Origin of the sequence: Duganella alba (genome assembly GCF_009674495.1) — a bacterium.
GTDB lineage: Bacteria > Pseudomonadota > Gammaproteobacteria > Burkholderiales > Burkholderiaceae_D > Rugamonas > Rugamonas alba.
The window spans coordinates 13,942-31,697 of sequence record NZ_WKJN01000044.1; the positions used below are offsets into that span (position 1 = coordinate 13,942).

The 17,756-nt window shown below is 65.2% G+C and carries 19 protein-coding genes and 1 pseudogene; 13 read left to right on the plus strand and 7 right to left on the minus strand.

Annotation, left to right across the window (positions count from 1 at the left end; translation table 11 throughout):
- Positions 1-5 precede the first annotated feature (5 nt).
- The 4 genes and pseudogenes from hemN to GJ695_RS26985 form a co-directional block, all read right to left on the minus strand.
- Entirely contained in the window at positions 6-1,418 is a 1,413-nt protein-coding gene (gene hemN, locus GJ695_RS26970; RefSeq protein ID WP_154370201.1) for an oxygen-independent coproporphyrinogen III oxidase, read from the minus strand.
- A 3-nt stretch (positions 1,419-1,421) separates the two neighbouring features.
- Positions 1,422-3,062 (minus strand): methyl-accepting chemotaxis protein, encoded by a 1,641-nt coding sequence (locus tag GJ695_RS26975; RefSeq protein WP_154370202.1) that lies wholly within the window; start codon positions 3,060-3,062, stop codon positions 1,422-1,424.
- 141 nt (positions 3,063-3,203) lie between these two features.
- Positions 3,204-3,407 (minus strand): annotated as a pseudogene (locus tag GJ695_RS26980) (YiaA/YiaB family inner membrane protein); the annotation flags it as partial.
- An 87-nt stretch (positions 3,408-3,494) separates the two neighbouring features.
- Entirely contained in the window at positions 3,495-4,430 is a 936-nt protein-coding gene (locus tag GJ695_RS26985) for a DUF808 domain-containing protein (protein WP_154370204.1), read from the minus strand.
- 100 nt (positions 4,431-4,530) lie between these two features.
- On the opposite strand from GJ695_RS26985, the gene GJ695_RS26990 reads away from it, so the two are divergent.
- Both GJ695_RS26990 and GJ695_RS26995 read left to right on the plus strand, forming a co-directional pair.
- Entirely contained in the window at positions 4,531-5,169 is a 639-nt protein-coding gene (locus GJ695_RS26990) for a LysE family transporter (RefSeq protein ID WP_154370216.1), read from the plus strand.
- Between the two features lie 79 nt (positions 5,170-5,248).
- The gene (locus tag GJ695_RS26995) at positions 5,249-7,177 is read left to right on the plus strand and encodes a DUF6600 domain-containing protein (protein ID WP_154370205.1); all 1,929 of its coding nucleotides are present in this window, start codon (positions 5,249-5,251) and stop codon (positions 7,175-7,177) included.
- A 92-nt stretch (positions 7,178-7,269) separates the two neighbouring features.
- Here the strand turns inward: GJ695_RS26995 and GJ695_RS27000 are convergent, their stop codons facing one another.
- Positions 7,270-7,752, minus strand: a complete 483-nt coding sequence (locus tag GJ695_RS27000; protein WP_154357368.1) for a phage regulatory CII family protein — start codon at positions 7,750-7,752, stop codon at positions 7,270-7,272.
- A gap of 83 nt (positions 7,753-7,835) precedes the next feature.
- On the opposite strand from GJ695_RS27000, the gene GJ695_RS27005 reads away from it, so the two are divergent.
- The 4 genes from GJ695_RS27005 (at position 7,836) to GJ695_RS27020 (ending at position 10,543) form a co-directional block, all read left to right on the plus strand.
- Positions 7,836-8,600, plus strand: coding sequence for a hypothetical protein (locus GJ695_RS27005; RefSeq protein ID WP_154370206.1), 765 nt, complete (start codon positions 7,836-7,838; stop codon positions 8,598-8,600).
- On the plus strand, positions 8,600-9,379 hold the full coding sequence (locus GJ695_RS27010; RefSeq protein ID WP_229260667.1) for a DUF2491 family protein: 780 nt from the start codon (positions 8,600-8,602) through the stop codon (positions 9,377-9,379). Before GJ695_RS27005 ends, GJ695_RS27010 begins: the two co-directional genes overlap by 1 nt.
- Positions 9,380-9,409: 30 nt before the next feature.
- Entirely contained in the window at positions 9,410-10,198 is a 789-nt protein-coding gene (locus GJ695_RS27015) for a restriction endonuclease subunit S domain-containing protein (RefSeq protein ID WP_154370207.1), read from the plus strand.
- A 69-nt stretch (positions 10,199-10,267) separates the two neighbouring features.
- Positions 10,268-10,543 carry a DUF493 family protein gene (locus GJ695_RS27020; protein ID WP_154357370.1) on the plus strand — a complete coding sequence of 92 codons (276 nt, stop codon included), beginning with the start codon at positions 10,268-10,270 and terminating at the stop codon, positions 10,541-10,543.
- On the opposite strand, the gene GJ695_RS27025 is transcribed toward GJ695_RS27020, so the two are convergent.
- Complete coding sequence (locus GJ695_RS27025) at positions 10,544-11,437, minus strand: transcriptional regulator GcvA (protein ID WP_154370208.1); 894 nt, start codon at positions 11,435-11,437, stop codon at positions 10,544-10,546.
- A 111-nt stretch (positions 11,438-11,548) separates the two neighbouring features.
- Between GJ695_RS27025 and yfcF the strand changes: the two genes are divergently transcribed.
- From yfcF to GJ695_RS27045, 4 genes are read left to right on the plus strand one after another with little or no spacing between them, the layout of a single operon-like run.
- A complete protein-coding gene (yfcF, locus tag GJ695_RS27030; RefSeq protein WP_154370209.1) occupies positions 11,549-12,175 on the plus strand; it encodes a glutathione transferase in 627 nt (208 codons plus the stop codon).
- 28 nt (positions 12,176-12,203) lie between these two features.
- On the plus strand, positions 12,204-12,863 hold the full coding sequence (lipB, locus tag GJ695_RS27035) for a lipoyl(octanoyl) transferase LipB (RefSeq protein ID WP_154370210.1): 660 nt from the start codon (positions 12,204-12,206) through the stop codon (positions 12,861-12,863).
- A gap of 7 nt (positions 12,864-12,870) precedes the next feature.
- The gene (gene lipA / locus GJ695_RS27040) at positions 12,871-13,848 is read left to right on the plus strand and encodes a lipoyl synthase (protein ID WP_154370211.1); all 978 of its coding nucleotides are present in this window, start codon (positions 12,871-12,873) and stop codon (positions 13,846-13,848) included.
- A 22-nt stretch (positions 13,849-13,870) separates the two neighbouring features.
- Entirely contained in the window at positions 13,871-14,755 is an 885-nt protein-coding gene (locus GJ695_RS27045) for a hypothetical protein (RefSeq protein ID WP_154370212.1), read from the plus strand.
- A gap of 4 nt (positions 14,756-14,759) precedes the next feature.
- On the opposite strand, the gene GJ695_RS27050 is transcribed toward GJ695_RS27045, so the two are convergent.
- Positions 14,760-15,023, minus strand: a complete 264-nt coding sequence (locus GJ695_RS27050) for a hypothetical protein (protein WP_154370213.1) — start codon at positions 15,021-15,023, stop codon at positions 14,760-14,762.
- A 177-nt stretch (positions 15,024-15,200) separates the two neighbouring features.
- Here GJ695_RS27050 and GJ695_RS27055 point away from each other — a divergent pair, with 177 nt between their 5' ends.
- The 3 genes from GJ695_RS27055 to GJ695_RS27065 all read left to right on the plus strand — a co-directional run.
- Positions 15,201-15,365: a hypothetical protein gene (locus tag GJ695_RS27055; RefSeq protein ID WP_154370214.1), complete on the plus strand. Its 165-nt coding sequence runs from the start codon at positions 15,201-15,203 to the stop codon at positions 15,363-15,365.
- 15 nt (positions 15,366-15,380) lie between these two features.
- Positions 15,381-16,814 carry an efflux transporter outer membrane subunit gene (locus GJ695_RS27060; protein ID WP_154370215.1) on the plus strand — a complete coding sequence of 478 codons (1,434 nt, stop codon included), beginning with the start codon at positions 15,381-15,383 and terminating at the stop codon, positions 16,812-16,814.
- Between the two features lie 6 nt (positions 16,815-16,820).
- Positions 16,821-17,756 (plus strand): FUSC family protein (locus GJ695_RS27065; RefSeq protein ID WP_166455409.1); only part of this gene is annotated, 936 nt, incomplete at its 3' end.

The following is a 17,756-nucleotide window of genomic DNA, read 5'->3' on the forward strand; positions in this document are numbered from 1 at the left end:
CATCCTCAGATCGTCTTCGAGTAGCGCAGCGGCTGCGGCGCCACGTCCTGCGCGACGCCCAGATAACGGTCGAACACCATGCAGATATTGCGGATCAGCAGACGGCCTTTCGGCGTCACCGAGATCCATTCGTCATCGACGGTGATCAAGCCATCTTCGACGAAGGCTTTGAGCTTCTCCAGCTCCGCCGCGAAATACTGCTGGAACTTGATCGGGAAGCCCTGCTCGATCGACGACAACGACAGCTCAAAATTGCACATCAACTTGCCGATCACGATACGGCGCAGCAGGTCGTCGTTGTCCATCTTGATGCCGCGCGTGATCGGCAGCACGCCGCCGTCCAGTTTTTCGTAGTAGGCGTCGAGCGTTTTCTCGTTCTGGCTGTAGGTCGCGCCGACCGCGCTGATGGCCGATACGCCACACGAAATCAGTTCCGATTCCGCGCGCGTCGAATAGCCCTGGAAGTTACGCTGCAAACGGCCCTGGCGCTGGGCAATCGCCAGCTCGTCGTCCGGCTTGGCGAAATGGTCCATGCCGATGTAGATGTAGCCGGCGTCGCACAGGCGCTGGATGCACATCGCCAGCAGCTCCAGCTTGACGGCCGGCGTCGGCATGTCGGCGTCGGCGATGCGGCGCTGCGGCTTGAAGATGTGCGGCAGGTGCGCGTAGTTGTACAGCGCGATGCGGTCCGGGCTGGCGGCGATCACCTTTTCCAGCGTCTGCGCCATGCTGGTCATGGTCTGCTTCGGCAGGCCGTAAATCAGGTCGATGCTGATCGAGCGGTAGCCGGCGTCGCGCGCGGCGTCCATCACGGCGCGCGTCTCGGCTTCCGGCTGGATGCGGTTGACGGCCTTCTGCACGTCCGGATCGAAGTCCTGCACACCAAGGCTGATGCGGTTGAAACCCTGCGCGCGCAGGCTGTGCACGCGCTCCACGCTGACCGTGCGCGGATCGATCTCGATCGAGTATTCGCCATGGGCGTCGTCGGCGAAGTCGAAGTTGGCGTGCAGGTGCGCCATCAGGTCGCCCATCTGCTTGTCGCTCAGGTAGGTCGGCGTGCCGCCGCCGAAGTGCAGCTGCTCGATCTGGCCCATGCCGTCGAACAGGCGGCCCTGCATGTCGATCTCCTGCTTCAGGTAGCCGAGGTAGACGGCGGCCTTGCTGTGATCCTTGGTGACGATCTTGTTGCAGCCGCAGTAGTAGCAGACCGTGTCGCAGAACGGAATGTGAATGTAAAGCGACAAGGGCCGGCGACTGCGGCGCATGCGCAGGCCGGCCACCGCTTCCAGGAACTGGCTGTAGCCAAAGTCGCCCTGGAAGCGGTCCGCAGTCGGGTAGGAGGTGTAGCGTGGGCCCGACTGACTCAGTTTGCTGATGATGGCAGCATCAAATTCGACGGGTGGAAAAGGCGTATTCATAATTTATGCTGCGAGACGTTTCACTGTGGATGAAGACTTCTGGTTCGTGGCCGCGCGTACCGCGCGCGCGCTGCGTGCCGGGCCGAACTTGAACAGGCTGACCGCTTGCGTCAGGCCGCCCGCTTCCAGCGCCAGGCTGGCGGTGGCGGCGGCGGCTTCCTCGACCAGCGCGGCGTTCTGCTGGGTCACCTGGTCCATGTGGGCGATGGCCGAGTTGACCTGGTCGACGCCGATGCTCTGCTCGTGCGAGGCGACCGAGATTTCGCGCATGATGGCGGTCACCTGCTGCACCGATGCCACCACTTCCTTCATGGTGGCGCCGGCGCGGTCGACCTGCACCATGCCGGCGCTGACCTTGCCGACCGAGACATCGATCAGGTTTTTGATGTCCTTGGCGGCGGTGGCGCTGCGCTGGGCCAGGTTGCGTACTTCGCCGGCCACGACGGCGAAGCCGCGGCCTTGTTCGCCGGCGCGGGCTGCTTCAACCGCAGCGTTCAGCGCCAGGATGTTGGTCTGGAAGGCGATGCCTTCGATCAGGCCGATGATGTCGACGATCTTGCGCGACGAGCTGTTGATTTCGTCCATGGTGGCGATGACGTCGGCCACGATCACGCCGCCCTGCACCGCCACGTCGGAGGCGTTTTGCGCCAGCTTGTTGGCCTGCTCGGAGTTGTCGGCGTTCTGCTTGACGGTCGAGGAGAACTGCTCGACGCTCGATGCGGTTTCTTCCAGGCTGGCGGCCTGCGCCTCGGTGCGGCCGGACAGGTCGGCGTTGCCGGCGGCGATCTGGCGCGTGGCCACGGCCATGGTCTCGACGTTGACGCGCACATCGCGGATGGTGGCGATCAGGTTGCTGTTCATTTGCTGCAGGGCGCGCAGCAGCTGGCCCACTTCGTCGGTGGCTTCGGTGTCGAAGGAGCCGGACAGGTCGCCGGCGGCGATGGCGCGGGCGCCGTGCAGCGCGCGGTTGAGCGGCTGCAGCACCGACACGCGCAGCGTGTACCACAGGAACACGTTGATGATCAGGCCGAGGAAGGTGGCGGCGAAGATGCCGTAGTTATTCGCGCTGCTGCCGTTCATCAGCGTGGCGCCGCAGACGATCACCTGCAGCACGTTGACGATGCTGGTGGCGGCCCAGATGCGGAAGCCGAGCGACACGTGGCTCAGGCGCGAGACCATGGTGCCGAAGCCCGGCTCGATCACCTGGCCGTTCTTGATGCGGATGCGGTGGTGGGCTTCGGTGCGGATGGTGCGGTAGGCCTGTTCGGCCTTGGCGATCTGGTGGCGTTCGGCTTTGACGCGCACCGACATGTAGCCGATGGTCTTGCCGTTTTCGCGGATCGGCGTGATGTTGGCGCGCACCCAGTAGTGGTCGCCGTTCTTGCAGCGGTTCTTGACGATGCCGGTCCATGGCGTGCCGGACTGGATCGACGACCACAGGTCGGCGAAGGCTTCGGCCGGCATGTCGGGATGGCGCACGAGGTTTTGCGGAGCGCCCAACAATTCGTCCTCGCTGAAACCGCTGATCTGCGTGAAGTACGGATTCACGTAGGTGATATTGCCGTTCAGGTCAGTCTTCGACACGATGGCCTGGTCGTCGAGGACTTCGACTTCCCGGTTGGTGACTGGTTGATTGTTGCGCATTGTTGTCTCTCCGACTTGATTTTATTGCTTTATCGCAATAGATATGGCCAGTTTACGTAGTCCCCCGGTCGAATTTATTGATTTAGATCAAATTTCCCCGGATTGACACCCGTGCCTGCCCTTCCGGGGAGGGATGTGCGGTCAGAGGTTCTGCTCGGCGCGCGGCAGGGTTTTGATGGCGGCGATATCGCGCACATTTTTCTGCACGGTCACCGCCGCAAACAGGCTGAGCAGGAAGGCCATGCCGTAGAACCCCTTCTCGCTGAGCGCCAGCTGGGCGTTCCACAGGCCGATCAGGTAAGTCAGGGTGCCGGCGATCAGGGCCAGCCAGGATGCGCCGATAAAGGCATTGGTGGGAGTGCTCATAAGTGCTCCTTGTCGATAGGGAAAGCGAGGCCCGCTGGCGCTCGCTTTCGTATCAGACCAGAAGACTCAGCCTGGCTTTTTGACCAGGCGCACGATTTTGCTGAGGGCGGTGACGACCGCCAGGGCCAGCGCGCCGGCGATCAGGCCGGCGACGGCGTCGAGCAGGCTGGGGACGACGGCGGCCAGCAGCGGGCCGGCCGTCGGCGTGGCGGCGACGGCTTCGGTGGCGTGGTGGATGAGGTCGTGGGCGAACGGCAGGCCGTGGGTCAGGATGCCGCCGCCGACCATGAACATGGCCACCGTGCCGACAATGCCCAGCAATTTCATCAGGATAGGCGCGGCCGACAGCAGCACCCGGCCCAGCGCGCGCACCGCCGCGCCGCCGCGCTGGCTCAGGTAGAGGCCGGCGTCGTCCATCTTGACGATGGCGGCCACCAGGCCGTACACGCCGACCGTCATCACCACCGCGATGCCGACCACCACCGTCACCTGCTGCGCGAACGTTGCTGTGGCCACCGTGCCCAGCGCGATGACGATGATTTCCGCCGACAGGATGAAGTCGGTGCGCACCGCGCCCTTGATCTTGTCTTTTTCCAGCGCCACCAGATCGACGTTGGGATCGGCCAGCGCCTCGTGCAGCTCTTTGGCGTGCGCGTCGTCGCCGCCATGGAACAGGCTGTGGGCGATTTTCTCGAAGCCCTCGAAGCACAGGTACAGGCCGCCCACCATCAGCAGCGGCGTGATGGCCCACGGCGCGAACGCGCTGATCGCCAGCGCCGCCGGCACCAGGATCGCCTTGTTCTTCAGCGAGCCGACGCCCACCGCCCACACCACCGGCAGCTCGCGCTCGGCGCGCACGCCGGCCACCTGCTGGGCGTTCAGCGCCAGATCGTCGCCCAGCACGCCGGCGGTCTTCTTGGCCGCCATTTTGCTCATCAGGGCGACATCGTCGAGGATGGTTGCGATATCGTCGATCAGGGCTAACAGGCTGGAACCGGCCATCGAAGGCACTCCTTGTGTGGTTTGACAGGCAATATTAACCCAAGCAGGTGCCGCGATGATGCGGCACAATACAGATTGCCACTATTTCCATGGATCGATGATGAGCTTTGCCACCTGGATTACCTTTTTTGTTGCCGCCTGCATTATTGCCGTGTCGCCCGGTTCCGGCGCGGTGTTGTCGATGTCACATGGCCTGTCCTACGGCGTGCGCCGCGCCAGCGCCACCATTCTCGGTCTGCAGACCGGCTTGCTGCTGGTGTTCTTCATCGCCGGCGCCGGCGTCGGTTCGCTGCTGATGGCGTCCGAAGTGGCGTTCAATATCGTCAAGACGGTCGGCGCGCTGTACCTGATCTACCTGGGCCTGAGCCAGTGGCGCGCCAAGGTCCACATCAGCGAGCAGCAACAGGCGGAAATGGTGGTGCCGACCGTTAAAAAGCGCTTCCTGACCGGTTTCCTGACCAACGCCACCAACCCGAAGGGCATCATCTTCATGGTGGCGGTGCTGCCGCAATTCATTACCCATGGCCAGCCGCTGCTGCCGCAATTGCTGATCCTGGCCGTGACCATGTGCTGTATCGACCTGGTCGTGATGCACAGCTACGCCTTCCTGGCATCGTCGATGCAGCGCTTTTTCCGCGACGCCAGTGCGGTCAAGAAGCAGAACCGCGTGTTCGGCGGCCTGCTGATGGCGGTCGGCGCGGCGCTGTTCTTCGTCAAGCGCGGCGGCGCGGCTGCCTAAATTGCAATTATTTGTAACCCCTGTAGTCGGACTTTAGCGTGCGGCGTTAAATCAGGCATCACCCACAGGAGACGCAGCCATGAGCCGCAAGATCATCCACACCGTCCTGCTGGCCGCTCTGGCCGGCTTTAGTGCATTGGCGCAGGCCGAAGACCCGCCGGCCATGGTCGGCCGCATTTCCGCCGTCCAGGGCCAGGTCACGCTGGTGGGCGATGGCGACCCGGTCGGCGCTTCGCTGAACTGGCCGGTCACGGCCGCCAACCACATCAACACCGCCAGCGGCGCGCGCGCCGAATTCCGCGTCGGCTCGACGGCGGTGCGGGTGGACGGCGATTCCGACCTGGAAATCACCGGCATGGACGACGACCTGCTGCGCCTGCGCCTGAATTACGGCAGCGTCAGCATCCGCGTGCGCAACGCCGAGATGTTGCGCGACTTCGAACTGACCACGCCGCAGGCCCGCGTCACCATGCTGGAGCCGGGCATCCTGCGCGTCGACGTCGACCGCGTGCCGGACACCAGCCAGATCAGCATGCTGGCCGGCAGCGCGCGGGTGGACGGCGCCGGCTCGTCGGTGGTGGTCAGCAACGGCCGCCATGTGGATGTCAGCGGCGAGGACGTGCGCACCAGCGTGGCGCGCCGCGACGGCTTCGACATCTGGTCCGAGGACCGCGACCGCTTCGACAACAGCGCCACGGTGACCCGCTTCGTCTCCAGCGGCATGACCGGCTACGAGGAACTGGACCGCAACGGCATCTGGGTCGACAACGTCGAATACGGTCCGCTGTGGACGCCGCGTAACGTGGGACTGGACTGGGCGCCGTACCGCGACGGCCGCTGGATCTGGCTGGCGCCGTGGGGCTGGACCTGGGTCGACAACGCGCCGTGGGGCTATGCGCCGTCGCACTATGGGCGCTGGGTGATGGTCAACCGCCGCTGGTGCTGGGCGCCGGGACGTCCTGCGGGACGGCCGGTATGGGCGCCGGCGCTGGTGGGCTGGGTCGGCGGCAATGGTGGCGGACCGCGTCCGGGACCGGGATTGGGCTGGTATCCGCTGTCGCCGCGCGACCGCTTCGTGCCGACCTACCGCGTGTCGCCGGACTATGAACGTCGCGTGACCTGGACCCACAACGGCAAGCCGTTCACGCCGCGTAACGACTGGAATGGTCATCGCGATGGCCTGACGGTGCTGCCGCGCGATCAGTTTGAAGGCCGCCGCAATGTGGTGGTGAATCGTGGCGCGCAGGTGATTCCGGCCGCCAGCTTCGTCAAGAACGTGGCGCCGGTGGCGCCGCCGCAGCCGCCAGGCCGTCCGCTGAACACCAATCGTGGTGGCGGCGATCGCGATCATGACGGCATTCCGGACCGCTTCGACCGCAATGATGGACGCAACGATCGTCCGGGCCGTGTGCTGACGGCGCCGTCGCAGCCAGTGCCGGTGCCGGCGCAACTGCCGCGCGGCCAGCTCAGCACCCTGGCGCCGAACCAGTTCGGTCATCCGGATGCGCCGGCGCAGACCATCAATCCAAACGATGTGCGGATCGATGTGCGTCCGCGTGGCAATCAGCCGTGGCAGCAGGGGCAGCCGCGTGGACAGTCGCCGGTGAATCCGCAGCCGGTGCTGCAAGTGTCGCCGCAGCAGGTGCAGCCTGTGCAGCAGCCGCAACCGCAACAGCAGCCGCGTGAACGCGAGCGCACCGACCGTGGCGGCGACGACAACCAGCGCCGTTTCCGTCCGCACGACGAAGTGCGCCAGCAGCCGGTGCAGCAGCCGCAGCAAGTGCAGCAACAGCAGGCGCCGCAGCAGCCGCAACCTCAGCCACGCCAGTTCACGCCGCCAGCGCAGCAGGCCCAGCCTCAGCAGCAGCCACGCCAGTTCACGCCGCCGCCACAGCAGGCGCAGCCGGTCCAGCGTCAGGAACCGCGCCGCGAACCTGAGCATCAACGCGAAGAAAAGCACGACAACAAGCGCGACAATAATCCCGACCGCCGCGAGAACCGACAGTAAACTCCAGGGTCAGGTCCCTCATTTCTACACGAGCTCAGCTCTAGCATCTGATAAGGCCGAGGCCGTGTAGAAATGAAGGACCTGACCCCGGGTTATTGCTGGGCTTTGAGGCGCAGGCGCGCGCGCCATTCGCCCAGGGCCGACAACGCGCCCTGGAACTCCCGCTCAATCAAATCCGCCTCCGCAGCGGTCACCTTCCCATCCATCAGCGCGCTGGACACCGCCTCCGCCACCGCGCCCACCTGGCTCATCACCTTGCACACCGTCTGCGACAGATCGTCTTCGCCGATGCTGTCCGGCGTCGGCACCACGAAAGCGGCCATGCCGTGCCGCACCAGCAGCGCATGCAGCGGCAGGTGGGCATCCGCCACACCGGCCTTGTGGCAGAAGTCCACCACCGTTGAAACCTCCTCGAACGACGGATAGTGCGAGGCGATCGTCGGCGCCAGCTTGTTGCGCAGGACGTTGACCGAGATCCCCATCGCCTGCGCCAGCGCGTCAATGCCGCCGGGATAGGCGCGCGCCACCTTGTAGAGCGCGTCGTGCTGATTCATGTCCAGATATTTGCGTGTCATGGTGAAGCGTGCCTTTTATTACCGATGCAACCGCCGACGCGCGGCGCTATGCTGTTTTTCATTCAACTCTTTGTGAAAACATCATGAAGTCATTTCGATCCGCGCTGCTTTTGATGGTTTGCCTTGCCGTGGCAGGCAACGTGCCGGCGCTAGCGCGGCCGGCCTCACATTCTGGCACATCGTCGTCGTTTAAAAGCGGTTTTTCTTCACAAAAGAGCAACTCCGCAAGGCACAGCCAAACGCCGGCGCCGCCCGCCAACCGCCAGAGCGGACCGGGCGCGTTCGGCCAGCAAGCCGGTTCGCCGGCCCAGCCGCAACGCGGCACCTCGGCCATGTCGCGCGATGTCGACCAGAGCGCCGCCCGCGCCAACGCGCTCAAGACGCTGGACGAACGCCGCGCCGCCAGCGCCACGCCGCAGCCCCTGCCGCCGCTGAACGACACCTTGCGCCAGCCGCAGCAGGCGCCGCGTCCGCCGGCCGGACCGTATCCGGGACCGGTCTACCAGCAAGCGCCGTCCGGCGGCGGCAATGGCCTGATGGCCGGCGTCATGGGCTTCATGCTGGGCCGGGCGATGAGCCAGAGCCATCAGCCGGTGGCCTACCCGACCACCAGCGGCAGCCAGCAAATGCAGCAGCCCGCCACGACGACGCAGGACGCGGCCACGGTGACCGGCATGCCCGGCCTCGGCGCGCCAGCAGCGGCGCCGAAGCCATCGTTCTTCATGAGCGTGCTGCGCTGGTTTGCCTGGCTGGGCGTGCTGAGTCTGCTGATGTGGGCAGTGGTGTATTCGGTGCGCAAGTTCCGCCGTCTGCGCACCGGACCGAATTATTCGTTTGAAAGGAATTGATGATGGGCTGGACCGATGCATACAACTATCTGCGCAACGGCGCGGCCAAGCTGGTGAGTAATGAAGCGCCGCGTACCGATGGCGACCTGCCGCTGGGCGCACGCATCGGCAGCGTGGTCGGCATACAGCAGTCGCCACTGCTGCGCGCCGTCAGCGGCGGTTCGCTGATCACGCTGCCGGATGCCGATGACACGCGCATCGTGGCCGTCTCGCAGATCCGCCTCAAGCAGTCGGGCGGCCTGTACCGCTACTACCTGGAAACCGGCGACCTGGACGACAAGGAGAAATTCCTGCAGGTCTATCAGAACGCCAGCGGCGAGGTCAGCGAGATCATGTACTGCACCCAGCTGGCGCGCGTGATCCCGCAAACGGCCGAGGACCAGGACGCTTACACCGGCCAGGCCGGCGCCGGCCTCGGCGACCGCAGCTACACGCTGTGGCGCGAGCAGCTGAACGACCTGGATCTGGACCTGGAACTGATCTTCGGCGCCGGCGAAGGCGTCGATTACTGGCGCGACGCCGGCGACCCGGAGGTGGCCTACGTGCCGCCGTTCACCGGCACCGAGGTGCGGCTGGACGACGCCAGCGGCAGCACCGGCCTGCGCCAGGACATGTACTTCATGCCGTATGTGCGCGAATTGCGCGGCGGCGGCCACGAATATCTGCTGATCACGACGGAAATTATCCACAGCGTGAACGGCGATGCCTCAAAACGCGGGATCCATGTCGACTTCGTCATTGGCATCCCGGTGGAGCAGCAACGCATCGTTATCCAATGATGCGCAACTTTGAACTGAAGGAAGACTGACATGAGCAACTTGAATGGCTGGGGCTTGACCGCGCGACTGATCACCAAGCATTTCGGCGCGCTGGGCAATCGCGTCTCCGAGGCGATCGCCAACTTCGATCCGGAAACCGCCACCGAGGCCGACCGCGACCGTCTGGCCGACAACTTGCGCAGCGCCGCCCAGAAGCTGGCCGCCGCCCGCGCCGCCTTCGACAAGGAAGCCGGCGACGTGGTCAAGCTGCGCCAGCTGATCGCCACCGACGAGCAGGCCGCCGGCACCCTGGCCGAGCGTCTGGCCAGCGGCAAGATTTCGGAATCGACCATCACGCTGTTCTGCGACGAGCTGGAAGCCAACAAGGCCCGCATGCCGCAGGAGCTGCAGGAGGAAGCCGACGCCAAACAGTATATGAACGAGCTGCAAACCATCGTCGACGCGTTGTCGAAGCAGCTGGCCGAGTTCGATGCGCAGGCGAAGAAGGCGCTGCAGGCGCTGTCGTCGGCCCGCGCCCAGCAGGATCTGCAGCAACTGCGCGCCGAGCGCCAGGCCCAGCTGACCGGTTTGCAGGGCATGAGCGGCCAGTCGAGCGCGCTGAGCGCCCTGACCCGCCGCGCCGAAACCATCCGCACCAATGCCGAAGGCTTGCGCATCGTCACCGACATCGGCCAGAAGCCGCTGGACCAGGCCGCCGAGCTGGAGGCGATCCGTAAATCGGTAAGCCAGCCGGCGCTGGGCAACGAGTCGGCGCTGGCCCGTTTGCAGCGGCTTTCGGGCCAGCAGAGCGGGGAGCCGCTTGCGCTTGCAAAGTCCTGATCCGGCTACAATATAGGCCTGAGACGTCGTTCGGCGTCTCAGGTTTTATATTTATAGATTGGAAAGAATATGCAAGCGATCCCACCATCAGAGTCCCTCATCGAGTACCCGAGCGACTTCCCGATCAAGGTCATGGGTCCGACTCATATCGATTTCGCCCCGACCATTACCGTGGTTGTGCAAAAGCACGACCAGGATTTCCATGAAGGCAAGATGGAAGTCCGCCCTTCGGCCAAAGGCAATTACACCGGCCTGACCTGCACCGTGCGCGCCACCAGCCGCGAGCAGCTGGATGCGCTGTACACCGAACTGTCGGCGCACCCGATGGTCAAGATTGTCATGTAATCAAGCATGCTGGCGCTGGAAGACGGCAATCTCTTCCAGCAGCCAGTCGCGGAACGCCGTCACCTGTGGCTTGCCCACGGCGCCGGGCGGCGTGACGAAGTAGTATTCATCCGGGCTCGGCGTTGCGACGTTGAACAGTCGCAGCAGCTGCCCGGAGGCGATCTCCTGCATCGCCACCACGTGCCGCACCAGCGCCACGCCGTTGCCATCGGCAGCGGAACGCACCAGCATCGATAAATCCTCGAACAGCAGCCCGCCGGACGGTTCCGGCAGGTCGACGCCGGCCGCGTGCAGCCACGGCGTCCAGCGCTCCACCGAGCGCAGCAGCGTGTGCCGCGCCAGGTCGGCCGGCGCCAGCGGCAGCTGTCCACCGCGATAGTGTGGACTCACTACCGGGTAATACACATCCCCCATCAGCCGCAGCACCACCATGCCCGGATAGTTGCCGCGCCCGAAGCGGATGCCCACGTCCACGCCCTCGCGCGCCAGATCCTGCATGTGGCCGCTCGACTGCAACACCACTTCGATATCCGGATGCAGCTCGATGAATTTACCGAGGCGGGGCGCCAGCCAGCGCGCCGCAAACGACGGAATCGAGGTGATGGTCAGCCGCTGGTTGATGCTGGCGGCGCGCATGGCGTCGGTGGCGGCGCCGATGTCGGCGAAGGCCTTGCCGAGGAACTGGGCGAACTTCAGGCCGTCGTTAGTTATTTTCACCTGTCGGCCGTGGCGCACGAACAGCTGCCGTCCCAGTTCCTCCTCCAGCGCCCGCACCTGGTGGCTGATGGCGCCGTGCGTCAGGTGCAGCTCTTCCGCCGCGCGCGAGAAATTCTCGTGGCGGGCCGCCGCCTCGAAGGCGCGCAATGCGGAAAAATTGGGCAGCCTGCGGGCCATGCTGTGGATAACTTTGTGAATAAAACTAACAAGAATTGCGAAAATATACCGTTATACAGGCACTTAGACAAGGTTTACTATGTGAATAAATCTACCTAAGCGGGAGCCGCCATGTCTTTTGAACTGTACGTCGACAGCCTTTTCACCAGTCCTTATGCCTTGTCGGCGTTTGTGGCGCTGACCGAGAAGGGCCTGCCCTTCAGCGTCAGGACGGTGGATCTGGGCAGCGGCGAGCAGAAACTGGCGCCATTTGCCGACCGCGCGCTGACCGCCCGCGTGCCGGCGCTGGTCGAGGGCGACTTTGTATTGACCGAGTCGAGCGCCATCACCGAATACCTGGACGAGGGCTTCCCGCCGCCGGAATACATCGCGCTGTATCCGCAGGACCGCCGCCAGCGCGCGCTGGCGCGGCAGATCCAGGCCTGGGTGCGCAGCGACCTGGTGCCGGTGCGCGTCGAGCGCGATACCGAAACCGTGTTCTTCAAGAAGCCGTGCGCGCCGCTGACCGGGAATGCACAGCAGGCCGCCGCCAAGCTGGTGCACGTGGCCGAGCGCTTCGTGCAGGGCCCGCAGCACCTGTTCGGCGCCTGGTCGATCGCCGACGTCGACCTGGCCATCATGCTGGGCCGTCTGGTGCGCAACGGCGACGAGGTGCCCGCCAAGCTGCGCGACTACGTCGATTACCAGTGGCAGCGGCCGTCGGTGCAGGCCTGGCTGGCCCGGCACCAGCCGGGATGAAAGTGACGCACAGGCGTATAATGCCGGGATGACGTCTCCTACCTTCCCTGAGATCAAGCATCTCGGCAAAGCCGATTACGACAGCACTTTCGCCGCCATGCGCGCCTTCACCGACGCGCGCACGCCGGACACCCGCGATGAACTGTGGATCGTCGAACATCCGCCGGTGTTCACGCTGGGCCTGGGCGCGGACCGCGGCCACCTGCTGGCGGGCGCGGCGGCGATCCCCGTCGTGCAGACCGACCGCGGCGGCGAAGTCACCTACCACGGCCCCGGCCAGGTGGTGATTTACCTGCTGATGGACCTGCGCCGCAACAAGCCCGGCGGCAAGCTCTACGCCCGGCAATTCGTGCATAAAATCGAGCAGGCGATCATCAATGTCTTGCAGGCGTATAATCTTGTCGGTGAGCGCGTGGAAGGCGCGCCGGGCATCTACATGGCCGGCGGCGACCACCAAGGCGCGAAGATTGCCGCGCTGGGCTTGAAGGTACGCGGCAATGGCTGCACCTACCATGGACTGTCGCTGAACGTGGCGATGGACCTGGCGCCGTTTTCCTGGATTAATCCTTGCGGCTATGCCGGACTGGAAACAGTCGATATGCGCACCGTTGGCGCGCAGGCAACGCTGTCGGATGTGCAACAGCAATTGGCCGAGGAATTAGTCCGCGTCCTTGCGACAAACGAATGAATTGATTATGACCACCGAAACCACTATTGCGTACAACCCGAGCGAAAAGCAAAAAGGCGCCAGCAAGACTTCGCGCATTCCGATCAAGATCGTGCCGATCGAGCAGGTCGAGCGCCTGAAGAAGCCGGACTGGATCCGCGTCAAGGCCGGTTCGCCGAACACGCGCTTCTACGAAATCAAGGAAACGCTGCGCGAGAACAAGCTGGTCACCGTGTGCGAAGAAGCGAGCTGCCCGAACATCGGCGAATGCTTCGGCAAGGGCACGGCCACCTTCATGATCATGGGCGACAAGTGCACCCGCCGCTGCCCGTTCTGCGACGTCGGCCACGGCCGTCCGGACCCGCTGGACAAGGATGAGCCGACCAACCTGTCGCACACCATCGCCAAGCTGCGCCTGAGCTACGTTGTGATCACCTCGGTGGACCGCGACGACCTGCGCGACGGCGGCGCCCAGCACTTTGTCGAGTGCATCCAGAACACCCGCGCGCTGTCGCCGAAGACCCAGATCGAAGTGCTGGTGCCGGACTTCCGCGGCCGCCTGGAAAAAGCGCTGGCGATCTTCGCCGACGGCCTGCCGGACGTGATGAACCACAACCTGGAAACCGCGCCGCGCCTGTACAAGGAAGCGCGTCCGGGTTCGGACTACATGCACTCGCTCAAGCTGCTGAAGGATTTCAAGGCGCTGTACCCGAGCGTGAAGACCAAGTCCGGCATCATGGTCGGCCTGGGCGAGACCGACGAGGAAGTGCTGCAGGTGATGCGCGACATGCGCGAGCACGACATCGACATGCTGACCATCGGCCAGTACCTGGCGCCGTCGAACAGCCACCTGCCGGTGCGCCGCTACGTGCACCCGGACGTGTTCAAGATGTATGAGGAAGAAGCCTACAAGATGGGCTTCAAGCACGCCGCCGTCGGCGCCATGGTGCGCAGCTCGTACCACGCGGACGAACAGGCACACAACGTTCTGGCTGCTACGTCTTAATCATAAGAAAGCGCACGACTTAATGGCAAATCCGGTCATCAATTTAGTTTTGCTCAAGGCTTATGTCACCGATGAACCCAGCGTTTTCGACGATACGGCGCACTCGGTACAGCACTATCTGAAGCTGGCAGGTTTTGACACGCGGTTGTCGTGCAATATGATCTATCCCGACGCCCTGAATATCATCTGGGGCGTCGGCGCCCATGGCGCGCCGCCGCTGGAAGAGATACGCAAGGTCGCCCGGCCGGAATTCTCCATCATTTTCAACATGGAGCAAATCAGCAGCAGCAGTGCGCTGGTGTCGGAGGAGTACCAGCAACTTATTTCCGAATACCGGGTGCTGGATTACAGCCAGCATAACGTGGCTGCGCTGCTGGCGCGTTTCCCGAATATGCGCTGCCAGGAATTCCCCTTGCTGCCCAAGCCGCTGTTCGCCGGCGACTTCGCGGTGGACTGGGCGCCGGCCGAGCCGCGCCCGGACGTGGCGTTCTGGGGCGTGCTGAATGATCGGCGCAAGGCCTTGCTCCACACCTTGCAGCTGCAAGGCCGCAGCGTGCAGCTGGTGTCCAGAAACTATGGCAAGAATCTGTCCGCCGCCATCGCACGCACCAGGCTGTGCCTGAATGTGCACTACTACGACAGTGCGATTTTCGAACTGGCGCGCTGCCTGCGGCCGCTGGCAATGGGCATGCCCATCGTTTCCGAAGTGTCGCGCTTGCCGGGCCTGGTCGACTGGCGGCAAAGCGGCATCGTCTTCAGCGAGTATGACGACCTGGCCGCCAGTTGCGGCCAGCTGCTGGAGCAGCCGGAACTGGCGGCGTACTCGGTGCGCAAAACCCAGCACTTCCTGAATAATCCGGACTGGCCGGAACTCACCCGCCAGACCATGCTGTCCATGCTGTCCTGAAACCTTAAGCGTCGAGGCCCTTCAGCAGGACTTCGGCGACGGTCTGGTTCATGTCGAGGCCGCGCTCGCTGGCCAGGGCGTGCAGGCGTTTCACCAGTTCGTCATTGAGCTTGACGGCGAACGGCACCAGGCCCAGCGCCTGGTCGCGTTTGCGCTGCTCGCGCTTGTCGATCACGGCGGTGGCGGCGTTGCCGAAGGCGGCGCCCGGCGCGCCCATCTTGCCCATCAGCTTCTTGGCGTCAGCCTTGGCCAAATCTGTTTTCTTCATCTTGAGATCCTTTTAAAGTCGCCATTCTACGCGCTTGCCGCTGCGGCGCTTTCCCTTGCCAGTGGCAATTCATGAATTTTCCGACTTGACTTATGCTTTACAAGTCATGCCAGTCATGGTTTGGCGAATTTATACTTCACTTATTCCCTATTTCGCCGAAACGGCAAGGAGTATCCAATGAAGTTTTTCGCCGCTGCTGTCATGTTGTTGTCCGTCGCTGCCGCCCACGCCGGCGCCCACAAGCTGCCGCTGGACCATGGTCCGCGCGCCACCTCCACGCCGTGGGTGAACCAGCATATCCGCGCGCAGGAAGCGGCCGCCGGCAGCGGCGCAAAACGCTGATCGCTGCCTGCGGCCATGAACGTCCCGCACTTCGCTTCCTCCCGCGCCGCCGCGCTCGGCCTGGCCCTGCTGCTGGCCGGCTGCGCCGACATGGGCCATATGCATCCGGAGGCGAAGCTGCTCCCCGCCGCCACGCTCAACGCCGGCCACACGATCCAGTCGGCCAGTCCAATGGCGTGGCCGACCGACACCTGGTGGCAGGCGCTGGGTGATGCGCAACTGAACAAGCTGGTTGACGCGGCGATCGCCGACAATCCGACGCTGAAAGTCGCCCAGGCGCGCGTGCGCCTGGCGCAATCCCTGAGCGGCGTCGCCAGGGCGGCGACCCAGCCCCACGTGAACGCCGCCGCCGCGGTCGACCGCCAGCGCTTTTCCGACCAGGGCACGGCGCCGCCGCCGATTGCCGGCACCTGGCGCTGGCTGAGCGACGCCCAGGTCAGCGTCGCCTACGACCTGGATCTGTGGGGCCGCGACCACGACCTGCTGGCGGCCGCCCTGAACGACACGCAAGTGGCGTCGGCGGAGGCGCAGGCCGCGCGCCTGGCGCTGGAAACCGCCGTCGTGCGCAGCTACATCCAGCTGTGGTACGAGCATGAATTGCTCGACAGCGTGCGCGCCAGCCTGGCCCAGCGCGAGCGCATCCTCGACATCACGCGCCGCCGCCAGCGCGCCGGCCTGGCCACCGCCATCGATGTCGCCACAGTGGACCTGACGCTGCCTGCCGGCCGCCGCGAGCAAGAGCGGCTGGAGGAAGCGGTGGCTCTGCGGCGCCACCAGCTGGCGGCGCTGACCGGCAAAGGCCCGGGCGACGGCGAGACCATCGCCCGGCCGCAGCTGGTCCTGCACGCCGCCGTGGGCCTGCCCAGCGCCGTGCCCGCCGACCTGGTGGGCCGCCGCCCCGACATCGCCGCCCAGCGCTGGCGCGTCGAAGCGGCCGGCCACGGCATCGCAGCGGCCAGGGCCGCCTTTTACCCGAACATCAATATCGCGGCTTTCGCCGGCTTGCAGTCGTTCGGCTTCAGCAAATTCCTGACCGCCAGCTCCAGCGTGCGCGGCGTGACGCCGGCGCTGAGCCTGCCGATTTTCGACGGCGGCCGCCTGCGCGGCCAGCTTGGCGGGCAAACCGCGCTGTACGACGCCGCCGTGGAGCAATACAACGCCACTCTGATCCAGGCGCTGCTGGAAGTGGCCAACACGGTCACGCAGATGGAGTCGGTGGAAGGACAGCGCCACCTGGCCGAACAGGCGCTCGACGCCGCCCGCAACGCCCATGCCCTGGCGGACCAGTCCTACCGCGCCGGCCTGACCGACACGCTGGCCGTGCTGTCCACCCGCCTCATCCTGTTGAACGAAGAGGACCAGGCCAAGCGCGTGGAAATGGAGCGCCTGGACAACTATGTCAACCTGATGGCGGCGCTGGGCGGCGGCCTGCAACCACCGACACCCTGAGCCGCGATGACGCCTGTTTCCGCATCGCGCCACGCTGCCGTGGCGGGCTGGCTGGCCGGCGAACTGCGCGGCTGGGCCGCCAGCGACGGCGCGCGCTGCATGTTCGTGGCGCGCACGCTGGTGGCGGCCTTCCTGGCGCTATGGCTGGCGTTCCGCTTCAGCCTCGATTCGCCGGCCACGGCGATGACCACCACCTTCATCCTGGCCCTGCCCAGCAGCGGCATGGTGCTGGAGAAGGCGTTCTACCGCATGCTGGGCACCGTGGTCGGCTGCGCCGCCTCGCTGGCGCTGGTGGCCTGCTTTCCGCAGCACGCGCCGGCGCTGTACCTGGGGCTGGCGCTGTGGATGGGCCTGTGCACCGCCGGCGCCGCCATGTACCGCAACCAGCAGTCCTACAGTTTCGTGTTGGCCGGCTACACCGCCGTGATCATCGCCGTGCCGTCGCTGGACCATGCGACGGCGGTGTTTTCGATCGCCGTCACGCGCGTCTCCGAGGTGGGGCTGGGCATCATCTGCGCCGCCGTCGCCAACGACACCCTGTTCCCGCGCACCCAGGGGCCGCTGGTGATGCGCACCGTGCAGGCGCGCTTCGAAAGCTTCCTCGGCCTGTGCCGCAACGTGCTGGAGCACCGCCTGCCGCCGTCGGAAGCGGAGATGTCGCACCTGCACTTCGCCGCCGACATCGCGGCGCTGGAGTCGGGCCGCGCGGCGGCCTTCTTCGAAGCGGCGCACTCGCGCACGCAGACGCGCCAGCTGCACGCCTTCAACGAGGCCTTCATGACGGCGCTGACCACCTTCTACACGCTGCACCGGCTGATCCACCGCGCCAGCGCCCAGCCGGATTCGCCGGTGCCGGGGCTGCTGGAACCGCTGCACCGCCAGCTGGCGGCCGCCATGTCGGCCGCCATGGACGGCGCCCGCGGCCAGGCGCACGGCGCGGCC